Source organism: Ursidibacter sp. B-7004-1, assembly GCF_053654055.1.
Window position 1 is genome coordinate 33258 of sequence record NZ_JBSIUP010000009.1, and the last position, 13470, is coordinate 46727.

At 37.8% G+C, this 13470-nt stretch carries 11 protein-coding genes; 5 read left to right on the top strand and 6 right to left on the bottom strand.

The window, feature by feature from the left end; translation table 11 throughout:
* Nucleotides 1-177: 177 nt before the first annotated feature.
* On the top strand, nucleotides 178-1284 hold the full coding sequence (locus ACWIW0_RS04515) for an ABC transporter substrate-binding protein (RefSeq protein WP_454452377.1): 1107 nt from the start codon (nucleotides 178-180) through the stop codon (nucleotides 1282-1284).
* Nucleotides 1285-1311: 27 nt separating this feature from the next.
* On the opposite strand, the gene ACWIW0_RS04520 is transcribed toward ACWIW0_RS04515, so the two are convergent.
* From ACWIW0_RS04520 to malK, 6 genes are all read right to left on the bottom strand, one after another.
* Complete coding sequence (locus ACWIW0_RS04520) at nucleotides 1312-2166, bottom strand: ATP-grasp domain-containing protein (protein WP_454452378.1); 855 nt, start codon at nucleotides 2164-2166, stop codon at nucleotides 1312-1314.
* Nucleotides 2167-2404: 238 nt separating this feature from the next.
* Complete coding sequence (locus ACWIW0_RS04525; protein WP_157395200.1) at nucleotides 2405-2836, bottom strand: pseudoazurin; 432 nt, start codon at nucleotides 2834-2836, stop codon at nucleotides 2405-2407.
* Nucleotides 2836-3636 (bottom strand): ABC transporter ATP-binding protein, encoded by an 801-nt coding sequence (locus tag ACWIW0_RS04530; protein WP_454452379.1) that lies wholly within the window; start codon nucleotides 3634-3636, stop codon nucleotides 2836-2838. The genes ACWIW0_RS04525 and ACWIW0_RS04530 overlap by 1 nt, the downstream gene beginning before the upstream one ends.
* Entirely contained in the window at nucleotides 3637-4677 is a 1041-nt protein-coding gene (locus ACWIW0_RS04535) for a FecCD family ABC transporter permease (RefSeq protein WP_157395198.1), read from the bottom strand. It lies immediately after the preceding gene.
* Complete coding sequence (locus ACWIW0_RS04540) at nucleotides 4677-5792, bottom strand: ABC transporter substrate-binding protein (RefSeq protein WP_454452380.1); 1116 nt, start codon at nucleotides 5790-5792, stop codon at nucleotides 4677-4679. The genes ACWIW0_RS04535 and ACWIW0_RS04540 overlap by 1 nt, the downstream gene beginning before the upstream one ends.
* Nucleotides 5793-5914: 122 nt before the next feature.
* The gene (gene malK / locus ACWIW0_RS04545) at nucleotides 5915-7054 is read right to left on the bottom strand and encodes a maltose/maltodextrin ABC transporter ATP-binding protein MalK (RefSeq protein WP_454452381.1); all 1140 of its coding nucleotides are present in this window, start codon (nucleotides 7052-7054) and stop codon (nucleotides 5915-5917) included.
* A 323-nt stretch (nucleotides 7055-7377) separates the two neighbouring features.
* On the opposite strand from malK, the gene malE reads away from it, so the two are divergent.
* From malE to malQ, 4 genes are all read left to right on the top strand, one after another.
* Nucleotides 7378-8562, top strand: a complete 1185-nt coding sequence (gene malE, locus ACWIW0_RS04550; RefSeq protein WP_454452382.1) for a maltose/maltodextrin ABC transporter substrate-binding protein MalE — start codon at nucleotides 7378-7380, stop codon at nucleotides 8560-8562.
* A 209-nt stretch (nucleotides 8563-8771) separates the two neighbouring features.
* Entirely contained in the window at nucleotides 8772-10322 is a 1551-nt protein-coding gene (gene malF / locus ACWIW0_RS04555) for a maltose ABC transporter permease MalF (protein WP_454452383.1), read from the top strand.
* Nucleotides 10323-10338: 16 nt separating this feature from the next.
* Complete coding sequence (gene malG / locus ACWIW0_RS04560) at nucleotides 10339-11229, top strand: maltose ABC transporter permease MalG (RefSeq protein WP_454452384.1); 891 nt, start codon at nucleotides 10339-10341, stop codon at nucleotides 11227-11229.
* A gap of 166 nt (nucleotides 11230-11395) precedes the next feature.
* Complete coding sequence (gene malQ / locus ACWIW0_RS04565) at nucleotides 11396-13408, top strand: 4-alpha-glucanotransferase (protein ID WP_454452385.1); 2013 nt, start codon at nucleotides 11396-11398, stop codon at nucleotides 13406-13408.
* The last annotated feature ends 62 nt before the right edge of the window (nucleotides 13409-13470 follow it).

Genomic DNA, 13470 nt, shown 5'->3' on the forward strand with positions numbered 1-13470 from the left:
GCGGTAGGATTTTAGCAAAGTTTTGTATTTTAAGGGTAATAATTAGAGTAATCCATAAGTGCTCTTTTATTATTGTGAGCAGACGAACTCTGACCAGTGTTATTTTTATATTTTTTGATTTTAAGAATTATTTTTATTTGTAAAATATCGAGCGTAATAACTTACTCGGAGAAATTTATGAAAAACACTTACTTTCGCTCTTTATTAGCAACATCATTACTAGCTATTTCTAGCTTCACTTCAGCAGAGATAGTTACTATCAAGGATATTCTTGATCGTGAGGTAAAAGTAGATGTTCCCGCAAAACGAGTTATTCTTTCATTCTATTACCCCGATTATATCGCGGTAACAGGTACTGAAAATTTCAAGAATGTCGTTGGGATCTCTAGAGAATTTTGGGAAAAATTTAATCCTGGTAGTTGGTCTTTATTTGCTGAAAAAATTCCAAATCTAAAAGATATTGCCGATATTGGTAATATCAATACAGGCACGTTCTCTACTGAAAAAACTTTAGCACTCAAACCAGATGTTATTATTTTAGCTGATTGGCAATATCAAACTATTGCAAGTGAAATTCCACGTTTAGAACAAGCTGGCATTCCAGTAGTAGTTGTTGATTTTAATGCTCAATCTGTAGAGAAACATACAAAGAGTGCAAAAATTTTCGGTAAAATTGCAGGAACAGAAGAAAGAGCAGAAAATATTGCTAATGAATATCAGCTAGGTATTGAAGAAATACAGAAACGTGTTAAACAAGCTAATCTAGCAAAACCTAAAATTTATGTTGAATTTGGTAATAAAGGCCCCAAAGAACACAGCTTTACTTTTGGTAACAATATGTGGGGGGCAATAGCTAATACAGTTGGTGGAGATAACATTAGTGCACCATTTATTGAAAATTGGGGACCAATAAATCCTGAACAAGTTCTCGCTTCAAAACCAGATGTTATTATGATCTCAGGTACTGAGATGGAAAATAAAACTAATACTGAAATTATGTCAATGGGAATTGATATTGAAAATGAAGATGCTCAGAAACGCCTTAAAGGATTTACTCAACGTACAGGTTGGTCTGAGCTACCAGCAGTAAAAACAGGGCGAGTTTATGGAATTTATCATACGGCATCACGCTCTTTAATTGATCTAGCGAGTGCTCAGTTTATGGCAAAGTCACTATATCCCACCCTCTTCGCAGACATTGAGCCTCAAAAAACCTATGATGATTTTTATAGAAAATATTTGCCTGTTACACCAAAAGGGACATTCTTTATTCAACTAAAATAATTACACCAGTAGCAACTATTTTGTCTATTAAATCAAATGGTTGCTACTTATTTTTCCAGCTATCTCTGACAAAATTTCCGCAAAGGTTTCCGTAGCATTTTCCGTTGTATGTAAATAAAGAGCTGGCTCAATTAACTCTAATTCATTTAATAGCAACTCACTGTTGATAATGGTTCCATCAACTCTTGCATATACTGGAATTTCAGGTAGAACATCTAAGACTTGACGAGCTTGTTGTATAATTTTCTCTGAAGTAGAAATTGGGATAATAGATACACCATAAGCCGAATTTGCTCTAAAGTCCCCTTGTTTTGGCTGTCTTTTAACTGAGTGGCTGAAGTTTCCATTAAAAAAAATGAGGCTTATTTCACCATTGCTTGCAACTTCTGCAATATAAGGCTGCAAAATAATGCCCGATGAATAGAGAGATAAATCAGGTAAAGGATCATTTGGGTTATATTTCAAAACGAATTGTCCACTTTGCCCAATAGCTGGTTTAATCACAACTTCTTGCCATTGCTGCTGTTTAATCGTGGGCAAAATATCGTTGGGATCGATTAGATACTCAGTGGGAATAACGTTAATCCCTTTCTGTTGTAAATCAATCAGATAGCTTTTGTGCATATTCCATAACATCAATTCGGGTGAATTAATAAAATGACTACCTTGTTGATAGCTTTGATTGATCCAATCTCTAAACTCATTTGGATATATTGAATAATCCCACGCACAAAGCGGTAAGATAATCCGCTTTTTTTGCACATCTTGCCAAGGTTGGAAAAGACAGGGAATAGCTTTCCGATTTAATACGTTCGCCAGTGGTAATAAGTTATCTGGCGGAATGGGATAAGTTTTACAGGTGGTAATAACGAATTTATTCATTGTTTCGTGAAAGAAAGATCCCCTTTTACAAAGGGGATCAGATTATTGACAAAGTCTTTTTTCATTCGGACGCCAGCGTGGCGTCCCTACAAAGAAAGTTATAACCAATTGAAAAATAACATATTTTATTTTGTTATGTAGGGACGCCACGCTGGCGTCCGTTAATTGGATACAACAAATTGGGGTTTGTCATCAGTCTGGATCCCCTTTTACAAAGGGGATATTGTTTATGATAGATTTATTTTACTTGTGCCATATATTCAGCTAAACGCCCCTTATTTTGGGTTGCTCGTTTTTCTAATTTATCCACTTCGGCTTGTGCTGCTTCTTTATTGACAGGGTTTCCGACTTGAATAACACCACTCATATTCATCATTCGATGTGGTGGGCAAACATAAACATATACACCCTCTTGTGTTAGGGTTAAAGTAAGCTCTTCATTCTCTTTAGATAAGAATTTTTCCGCACCTTCTGGTATAGCTCGACTTTGCACCCAATGCCCTTTATTAGTTGCTTTAAAGGTTATGGTATCACCCACTTCTACTTTTAGATAACCAGGTTCAAACACCATTCCACCTTCTTTACCCGTATCTAACATTTTCACTTCGTGATGAGCCGAAAAAGCTGAACTTGAAATTGCCATTAGAGTAGTAATTAAGATTTTTTTCATTATTCATTCTCCGAATATAAACAACATTGTGCTGACAAACATTTACGTAAAGGGCGAATAACAGGCGAACCTGTGCTATCGTATAAAATCTCTATATTAACTTTATACAAACGGCTAATAATATCCGCCTGTAATACTTGTTGAGCATTTCCTAAACCTTGAACTTTACCTTCACCAAGTAAAATAACACAATCGGAAAATTGTGCGGCAAGGCTTAGATCGTGTAATACCATTAAGGTAATTAGATTATTCTCTCGAGTATAATTGCAAACGTGTTCCAATAAATTGATTTGATGATGCATATCTAATGCACTGACAGGCTCATCTAGCATTAAAATTTCAGGGTTTCGCAATAATACTTGTGCAAACATTACCATTTGGCGTTGTCCGCCACTCAAACGCATTACATCTTTATGAGCAAGATGAGCAATACCTAATTTATCCATTAGCTGTGCAACTTCCTGAAGAAGCTCATCACCAATGTGCATATGTAAAGCATCTAATCGACCAAGCAGAATCACTTCCAAGGCGGTAAGAGACGCTTCTACCTGAGTATCTTGAGGCATATAGCCAATTCGTTTACGCCAATTTAATAAATTACGTTTACATAATAATTCATTATCATAACGAATAGCACCCTGATAAGTTACTTCGCCAAAAATAGTTTTAATAATTGACGATTTACCTGCCCCGTTTGGGCCAAGTACAGTATAAACTTTACCTTTTTCAAGGGTTAAGTTGATATTATTCGCAACGTATTGTACTCCTCGTTGGATTGTTAAATTTTCTAATTGCAACATTTAACCACCACGCTTAGTTAAGACAATCCAAAAGAAGAATGGTACTCCCACAAAAGATGTGATAATCCCAACTGGGAATAATGCTCCGGGAATGATCACTTTAGAAAGAACCGATGCAATGGATAAAAAGGCTGCTCCAACAAGCATTGCTCCGGGTAAGAAGAAACGTTGATCTTCTCCTAGTAGCATTCTTGCAACGTGTGGTGCAACTAAGCCAATAAATCCGATAATTCCTACAAAACTAATTGCTGTTGCGGTCATTACTGCCACAATAATTAAGGTTTTTAAGCGTAGCATCTGTAAATTGATACCCAAACTTAATGCCCTTTCTTCCCCTAAACGTAAAGCGGTTAGTTTCCATACATCTTTTGAAAGTAATATTACACTAATAAAGGTTACTACAGTTGCAATGCCTAAATTCTCCCAAGTCGCTTTGGTTAAGCTACCAAATAGCCAAAATAAGATTTGCTGGGAAATTTCTGGGGCAGAAATAAATTGAATTAACGAAAGTAATGATTGGAATAAAAATAGTAATGCAATCCCAACTAAAACAAGCATCGCTGAACTAAAACGACGTAAAGATGCAAAAATAAAAAGAATACCTGATGCAACCATTGTCATTATAAATGCCCCAACAGGTACAGCAAATCCAAGAGGTAAACCAAAACCACCAAAAGCAATGACGGTTGATGCCCCCAATCCTGCTGCTGCAGCTAAGCCTAAAGTATAGGGACTTGCCATTGGGTTATTTAACAGTGTTTGGATTTCAGCTCCACCAACACCAAGTGCAGCACCTACGACTAATGCCATCAATGCCATTGGTAAGCGGAGATCATAGACAATAACACTTGTTGTGGTTTCAACATTATCTAAACGCAATAATGCTTTAACCACGTCTTCAATAGGGAGCATTGAAGGACCTGTTACAATATCGAATACAAGCCCAATAAAGCTAATAACAAGAAAAGTAATAATAACGAGCCAACGTTTACGCTCTAACGCACGTTGGCTCTGAATAATCTGTTCAACAGTATTGCTCATTATTTGCTCTCTGGATAGAGATAAAATGTGCCTTGTGGAACAATTGGAAGATTTTTACGATAAAACTCTAAATAAGTCTTAGTTGGATCTAGATCCGCAAATAGCTCTGGATAAACAGCTTTTGCTACGAATTGGATTGAAGCACTATCTGAAAGCGTACGAGAGTTTGCGTGGTAAGCTCCATATAAACGATTAGATTTAATTGCAGGTAGCTCGCTCCAACCTGAACGATCTTTAAAGCCGTTTAAACGTTTTCTTGCTTCACTTTCCTCAATACTAAAGCCCATTACCATTGCTTCAGGATTTTTCTTCAACTCGGTTTCACGACCACTGATAATAACTACATCTGGTTTTGCGGCTAACACTAATTCAGGGTTAATCGGGCTATAAAATTCTACTGCTTCTTTAGCAATATTATCAGCCCCCACTAAGTTAAGCATTGCACCCCACATACTTTTTCCGAAAGTAAAACTATGTTCTTTAGGGCCTTTATTACCAAATTCAACATACACTTTTGGCTTAGCTGGGTTTGCTTTAGCAATACGATCTTGAATATCTTTTACAACGGCTTTGTATTCCTCATTCAGCTCTTTTGCCTTTGTTTCGTTGCCTGTCACTAAACCAATAATTTCAGTAGATTTAACATGTTTCTCGACAGTTTGGGCTAAATAATCAATAACAACTACAGGAATACCCGCTTTTTCTAATGGTTCTAGGTCAGAATCTAGGGCTTTATATTGCCAATCTGCCATCACTACTACATCAGGCTTTAATGCCAGGATTTTTTCAACAGAAAATGTACCGACTTCAACTTCGCCTACATCTTCCAATTCATTCAAACGTGGTACGGCTTTACTAAATTCAGCCCAACTTGCAGGAGCCCAATCCGTCCATACAGCTTTAGAAAAACCAACCACATTATCAAATGATTTTACACCTGCTACAGCCATATAATCTTGATAGTTAAAGGCAAGAACAACTCGTTTAGCTGGTACATCAACCGTTACTTTACGGTCTAAAATATCAGTAAACTCTACAGGTGCCGCATAAGCTGTTGAGCTAAATGCGAGTAAAGATGAAAGTGCAATTGCTCCGAGTTTAAAAGTTTTTAACATACAAAAGTTTCCTTTATATTTAAATGATAATAAAACTCATCCATAATATAAAGACAATTATGGTTTTGCAAATTATTTTAATTTATAGATTAAGTCATTAGACCACTTTATCTCGTGCCACACTATACACCCAATTCTTTAAATAACCGCTTGCACGCTGTGCCATCTTCTTTGAATAGATGACAGCGATTTGGATTGATGCCGATGGACATTTGATCTCCTTCTTCCACAAGCACAATATCATTTTGGCGGTAAACTAGGCTTTGTTTGATTGGTGGCATTTCAACGTGAACTTGGGTTTCATTGCCAAGTTGTTCCACTACTTTTACGGTGCCTGTGATACAAACTTCACTTTGATCACAAGGTAAAAGATGCTCTGGGCGAATACCAAGAGAAAGGTTATCGCCTACTTTCACACCTGTACTATCCACAGGAATCCAGAAATTCAGGTGTGTTGAATCTGGTAACTCGATTTTTACGCCATCTGCTTTTGTATCAATGACTTTTACAGGTAAGAAATTCATTTTTGGTGAACCGATAAAGCCTGCAACAAAGCGGTTGGCTGGGTAGTGATAGAGTTCTAAAGGTTTACCAATTTGAGCCACATTGGTGGTAATTTGAGTGTTGTTTCCTAACGCTTGTAATACCACGATTTTATCGGCAAGTGTCATTGCTTCAACTTGGTCGTGGGTAACGTAGATCATTGTTCTACCTAGCTTTTTATGTAACTTAGAAATCTCTACTCGCATTTGTACACGCAAGGCGGCATCTAAGTTAGAAAGCGGTTCATCAAGTAAAAAAACTTCTGGCTGAGAAACTAAGGTTCGACCAATCGCAACACGTTGGCGTTGTCCACCAGAGAGTTCTTTCGGTTTACGTTGCAATAAGTGTGCAAGTTGTAAGATTTCTGCCACTTGATTCACACGTTGTTCAATTTCTGCTTTCTGTTTACCTGCTAACTTCAAACCGAACGACATATTTTCAGCCACATTTAAATGTGGATAAAGGGCATAAGATTGGAACACCATACCTATATTGCGTTTGGCAGGCGGGACATCATTCATTCGTGTTTCGCCAATATAGAGATCGCCCGTTGTAATATCTTCTAAACCAGCAATCATTCTTAATAAAGTGGATTTTCCGCAGCCTGAAGGGCCAACAAAAACAACAAATTCGCCTTCTTTAATATCAAGATTTACATCTTTTGAGATATGTACATCGCCATAGGATTTTCCGACACTCACTAATCTTACATTTGCCATTTTATTTATCCTTCATTTGCTATTATTTCAACGTTGCTAAGATTACTCATTCTTTGCACAGTTGAAATCATACTTAGCAAAAATTTTTTGCTTGAATTTAAAAAATCTTTTTGGGTTCAAAATACGAAATTCTGTGAGGTTGCTCACATTTTTAAGTAATATTTTTGTGATATATTTCACGCTTTTTTTATTTTGATATAAAAATGTGAAATAGATCACTAAATAAACTGATGGGGTTGAGAGAGGGGGATGATGAACTCCAATCTCAAATCTTTCATTATGCAACCGTCAAATTTCATTTAACCTAAAATGAGGAAAAAGCGATGAAAAACTTAACCAAAACAGCATTAGCCGTATTTGCAGGATTATGTTTAGCACAAGGCGTGCAGGCGAAATTAGTTGAAGGTCAATTAAACATTTGGATTAACGCCGATAAAGGTTATAACGGCTTAGCCGAAGTGGGTAAAAAATTTGAACAAGAAACAGGAGTAAAAGTTGTTGTAGAACACCCAAGCAAATTAGAAGAATTATTCCCACAGGTAGCATCAACTGGCGATGGCCCTGATATTATTATTTTCGCTCACGACCGTATGGGCGGTTATGCACAATCAGGTTTATTAGCTGAAGTTCACCCAAGTGCAGACTTTAAAGCAAAACTTTCTGATATTGGTTGGAATGCAACCAAATATAATGGTAAACAGATTGCGTATCCGATTGCGGTTGAATCTCTCTCATTGATTTACAATAAAGATTTAGTACCAACTCCGCCGAAAACGTGGGAAGAAATTGAGAAATTAGATAAAGAACTCAAAGCAAAAGGCAAAAATGCAATTATGTGGAACTTAGCAGAGCCATATTTCACTTGGCCGATTATTTCTTCACAAGGTGCTTATGCCTTTAAAGTAACGCCTGAAGGCTATGATGTGAAAGACATTGGTGTAAATAATGATGCTGCTCAAAAAGGCTTACAATTTGTCGTTGATCTTGTTAAAAATAAAGTAATCAATGCGGATACAGACTATTCTGTGGCTGAGGCTTCATTTAATAAGGGTGAAACTGCAATGACTATCAATGGCCCTTGGGCGTGGTCAAACATTGAGAAAAGCAAAATCAATTATGGTGTTGCGGTATTACCAACTTTAAACGGCAAAGCGGGTAAACCATTTGTAGGCGTTTTAAGTGCTGCAGTTAATGCCTCAAGCCCGAACCAAGATCTTGCTAAAGAGTTCTTAGAGAATCATCTCTTAACGGATAATGGCTTAGATACTGTAAACAAAGATACGCCACTTGGTGCAGTAGCATTAAAGAGTTTCCAAGCAAAATTAGCCTCAGATTCTCGTATTGCTGCAACAATGGCGAATGCTGAAAATGGTGAAATTATGCCGAATGTTCCGCAAATGAGCCGTTTCTGGTACGCTGAAAAAGCCGCTATCGACAGTGCAGTAAATGGTCGTCAATCTGTTAAAGCTGCTCTTGATGAAGCTCAAGCAAAAATTGAGAAAGAGTAAATAAAAAACTCCCCTCTTTGGAAAAGAGAGGCAGGGGGAGATTTGATATAGGTAATTAACGAAGAAAGTAAGTGATAAGAAAAACCATCTTATTTTTCTACAAATCTCCCCTAACCCCTCTTTACTAAAGAGGGGAATAAAATTACAAGCGGTTACTTTCTATCAATTTCTTGCAATTTCCTACTCGCCGTCAAAACAAGGAAAATAAAATGCTAACTTCCACTCACACTTCCACTACTCAATTTTGGGGCAAACGCATTTTCATTGCGTTACTGTATCTGATTGCTTTTTATTTAGTGTTTACCATTTATCTACAAGGCGAAATCCTTTTTGCACTTTTAACCTTGGTTGTCGTGGCATCAGGTATTTTTGTATTTAGCTCAGAACGAGCATATCGCTGGCGTTATCTTTTCCCTGGTGTTTCTGCGGTAGGTATTTTTGTGGTATTTCCACTTGTTTGCACTGTTGTCATTGCATTCACCAATTATAGTGGGACTAACCAACTTAATTTTGAAAGAGTGGTCAGCCAGCTACAAGCTCAACGCTATTTTTCAGGAGAACGCTATAATTTCAAATTACTTGAAGCAGAAAGCGATAAATTTCAAATCTTATTAGAAAACAGTGCATTGCAAAAAAATTATCTTTCCGCACCGCTTGCACTAACCGAATTAAAAGGAGATGTGAAATTAGACGAAGTGGCTCTTTTGCCTGAAAGCAAAGTTGCACCATTAAGAACCATTACGCAAAATCGCCAACAATTACAAACAGTCAATGCGATTTTGCCTAACGATGAAATGCTGACAATGAGTTCACTTCGTCAATTTTCACAACAAAGCCACCGCTTTAGCTTCGATAGTGACAGTCAAATTTTAACCAATAATGAAACAGGCGAACGCTATAAACCGAATAATGATATTGGTTTCTTTCAACAAATTGATGAACAAGGGAATTTTAGCGGAAAACGTTTAGAGCCAGGTTATACGGTGGGTATCGGTTGGCAAAATTTTGTTAAAATTTTAACCGATGAAGGCGTACAAAAACCATTTATTCAAATCTTTATTTGGACTGTTACTTTCGCTTTTCTTACGGTCATTTTCACTACGCTGTTAGGAATGATCTTCGCATCTTTAGTACAGTGGGAGCTGTTAAAAGGTAAAGCAGTTTATCGTCTATTATTGATTTTGCCTTATGCAGTACCAGGCTTTATTTCCATTTTGGTATTTAAAGGCTTATTCAACCAAAGTTTCGGGGAAATTAACCTTATTTTAAATAATCTATTTGGCATTCGCCCTGAATGGTTTAATGATCCGTTCTTGGCTAAAGTGATGATTTTGATCGTCAATACTTGGTTAGGTTACCCTTATATGATGATCGTCTGTATGGGATTATTAAAAGCTATCCCAAATGATCTTTATGAAGCCTCTGCGATTGACGGTGCAACGGTATGGCAGAATTTTACCCGTATCACAATGCCGTTATTGATTAAACCATTGATGCCGTTGATGATTGCTAGTTTCGCCTTTAACTTTAATAATTTTGTGTTAATTCAACTACTTACACAAGGTCGTCCATCAATGATCGGCACAAGTACGCCAGCAGGACATACTGATTTATTAGTCAGCTATACTTATCGTATTGCCTTTGAAGGTAGTGGAACTCAAGATTTTGGCTTAGCAGCTGCGATTGCGGTGATCATCTTCTTACTTGTGAGCGGTTTAGCATTATTCCAAATTCGCTTAACTAAATTACAGCAAGATTAACAGGGAGGGAAATACTATGGCTATTGTTCAACCTAAATCAATGAAAGCACGCTTATTTGCAACGCACTTTTTTCTCATCGCTTTTTGTGCATTGATTATGTTCCCATTATTGATGATTTTAGGGATCTCGCTTCGTCCAGGTAACTTAGCCCTTGGCGAAATAATCCCAAGCCAAATTTCTCTGGAACACTGGAAATTAGCATTAGGTTTTAGTGTTACCAATGCAGATGGTACAGTAACACCACCGCCATTTCCTGTATTACTTTGGCTATGGAACTCCGTAAAAGTCGCTGGCATTACGGCAATTATTACCCTTGCTCTTTCAACAACTGCTGCTTATGCCTTTGCTCGCTTACGTTTTGCAGGGAAATCAATGCTGTTACAAAGTATGCTGATTTTCCAAATGTTCCCTGCTGTACTTTCTCTCGTTGCGTTATATGCACTATTTGATCGCTTAGGCAATTATGTGCCGTTCTTAGGGCTAAATACTCACGGTGGGGTTATTTTTGCTTATCTCGGTGGTATTGCAATGCACGTTTGGACAATCAAAGGCTATTTTGAAACGATTGATAAATCACTGGAAGAGGCAGCAGCTCTTGATGGTGCGACACCTTGGCAAACCTTCCGCCTAATTTTATTACCTTTATCCGTACCAATTTTAGCGGTGGTATTTATTCTATCTTTTATTTCATCAATTATTGAAGTACCTGTCGCCTCTTTACTCTTGCGTGATGTAGAAAACTATACTCTTGCAGTTGGTATGCAGCAGTATTTACACCCACAAAACTATCTATGGGGAGATTTTGCGGCTGCGGCAATTCTATCCGCTATCCCAATTACGTTAGTATTTATTATTGCACAACGTTGGCTAGTTGGTGGATTAACTGCAGGCGGTGTGAAAGGTTAAGGATTCGCAAAATAATATTCTTTGGTTATGAATAGGACACACGCAGTGTGTCCCTACAAAGAGAATTGTAACCAATTGAAAAATAACTAATTTTCTTCTACTTGTAGGGATACACTGCGTGTGTCCGAATGAAAAAATAGAAGTAAAAAAGACTTGGAGTAATAAAATGAAACAATCTCACCCATTTTTAAACCGTTATTTTATTGATGAACACGGTCGCCGTTGCTACGCAGAGCCAAGCGTATATAGCAAAGTGGCTAAATTACTCGGTAAACCCAAAAGCCGGAAAATATTACCCTTTGTGAAAGTATTCAAACAAGGCGAGCCCATTTCTATTGCCCTATTTGTGGCGGATAAAACTCAAAAAATCCATCAAACGTGGCAATTAACCTTAGAAAGCGGTGAGATTTTAGCGGGAAAATGCAAACGCAATACCATTCATTTACCGAATAACCTACCCCTTGGCTATCACCAACTCAGTCTTAACGGTATCAAGGCAAATTGCCGTATTATTATTACCCCTGAACGAGCATTTCAGCCAACAGAACTAGCCGAGAATAAGAAACTCTGGGGAGCTATTTTGCAGCTCTACACGCTACGTTCTGAACAGAACTGGGGTATTGGTGATTTCGGCGACTTAGCTGAATTTCTCACGAGATTAGCGGAAAAAGGTGGACATTTTGTTGGTTTAAACCCAATTCATTCACTGTTCCCTGCAAATCCTGAAGGAGCAAGCCCTTATAGCCCATCTTCTCGTTTATGGCAGAATATTCTTTATATTAACGTTGGAGCGATTGATGCTTTTCAGAAAAGTGAAGAAGCACAAGCGTGGTTTCACTCCGCAGAGATCCAACGCCAATTAAATGAAGCTCGCCAAAAAGAATATGTGGATTATTCACAAGTAACTTGGCTGAAATTAGAAGGATTACGCTTAGCCTATCGCTATTTTTGCCAACAAGATCAATCCCAATTTGAACAATTTATTGCCGAAAATGGCGAGCCATTAAAAGTACAAGGAACATTCGATGCGTTACACCAATGGCTCTCATCACAATTTAGTGAACAATGGGGCTGGAATAGTTGGGACGTAAAATATCAAGACTATCGCACCGCTTCCGTACAACAATTCCAAACGGAACACGCTGATCTTGTGCGTTTCTATATGTGGTTACAATTTATCGCTCAACAGCAGTTACAAGCCTGTAACCAACTTGCTAAACAATTAGGAATGCCAATCGGTTTTTATCGAGATCTTGCCGTTGGTGTGGCAGATAACGGAGCAGAAACTTGGGCTGATAACGATCTTTATGTTCTTGGTGCATCTGTCGGGGCTCCGCCTGATATTATGGCGCCACAGGGGCAAAACTGGGGATTATCGCCGATGCACCCTGAAGTGCTACAAGAGCGTGGCTATCAACCATTTATTGATCTATTACGAGCCAATATGAAAGATTGTGGAGCATTGCGGATCGACCATATTCTTGGCTTTGCTCGTTTATGGTGGGTGTCAAAAGGCGATAGTGCTAAAAATGGAGCTTATGTGAAATATCCTTTAGAAGATCTTCTCTCTATCTTAGCCCTTGAAAGCCAACGACATCAATGTTTAATCATTGCTGAAGCCTTAGGCACAGTGCCGAAAGGAATGTTGGAAACCCTTGAGAATAAAGGTATTTTGGCATACAACATTTTCTACTTTGAATATGATCATCAAGGTAGTAAGCCATTAGCAAACTATCCATATCAAGCAATGACAACACTCAGTACCCACGATTTACCAACAGTACAAGGCTACTGGAAGGGTTACGATTTTGAACTTGGACAGAAATATGGCGTTTACCCAAATGAGAAAGTATTGAATATCTTACGCAATGCTCGCCATTCCAATAAAGAAGCCATTCGTAGAGCTGTTGAAGCAGTTCAAGAATTAGAGCCTGATAGTGCAGGAATAACCGAAGTTTTCAATCATCAGCTACAAAGCTATGTGGCTGATACGAATAGTGTGCTGTTTGGTACACAACCTGAAGATTGGTTGAATATGTTAGAGCCTGTTAATATACCTGGTACAAGCACAGAATATCCAAACTGGCGTAGAAAACTCTCTCAAACCACTCAAACTATTTTTGCAGATGAAAAGATACAGGTATTACTTGATACGATTTGTCAGAAACGGAAAGGATAAATTAACTTAGCAATAAACAAGCGGTAGGATTTACGAAAAATTTTACAAATCCTACCGCTTGT

Bases quoted from the DNA above. Each gene is read 5' to 3' on its own strand.
- ACWIW0_RS04515 (WP_454452377.1), top strand. From the start codon at position 178: ATGAAAAACACTTACTTTCGCTCTTTATTAGCAACATCATTACTAGCT.
- ACWIW0_RS04520 (WP_454452378.1), bottom strand. From the start codon at position 2,166: ATGAATAAATTCGTTATTACCACCTGTAAAACTTATCCCATTCCGCCA.
- ACWIW0_RS04525 (WP_157395200.1), bottom strand. From the start codon at position 2,836: ATGAAAAAAATCTTAATTACTACTCTAATGGCAATTTCAAGTTCAGCT.
- ACWIW0_RS04530 (WP_454452379.1), bottom strand. From the start codon at position 3,636: ATGTTGCAATTAGAAAATTTAACAATCCAACGAGGAGTACAATACGTT.
- ACWIW0_RS04535 (WP_157395198.1), bottom strand. From the start codon at position 4,677: ATGAGCAATACTGTTGAACAGATTATTCAGAGCCAACGTGCGTTAGAG.
- ACWIW0_RS04540 (WP_454452380.1), bottom strand. From the start codon at position 5,792: ATGTTAAAAACTTTTAAACTCGGAGCAATTGCACTTTCATCTTTACTC.
- malK (WP_454452381.1), bottom strand. From the start codon at position 7,054: ATGGCAAATGTAAGATTAGTGAGTGTCGGAAAATCCTATGGCGATGTA.
- malE (WP_454452382.1), top strand. From the start codon at position 7,378: ATGAAAAACTTAACCAAAACAGCATTAGCCGTATTTGCAGGATTATGT.
- malF (WP_454452383.1), top strand. From the start codon at position 8,772: ATGCTAACTTCCACTCACACTTCCACTACTCAATTTTGGGGCAAACGC.
- malG (WP_454452384.1), top strand. From the start codon at position 10,339: ATGGCTATTGTTCAACCTAAATCAATGAAAGCACGCTTATTTGCAACG.
- malQ (WP_454452385.1), top strand. From the start codon at position 11,396: ATGAAACAATCTCACCCATTTTTAAACCGTTATTTTATTGATGAACAC.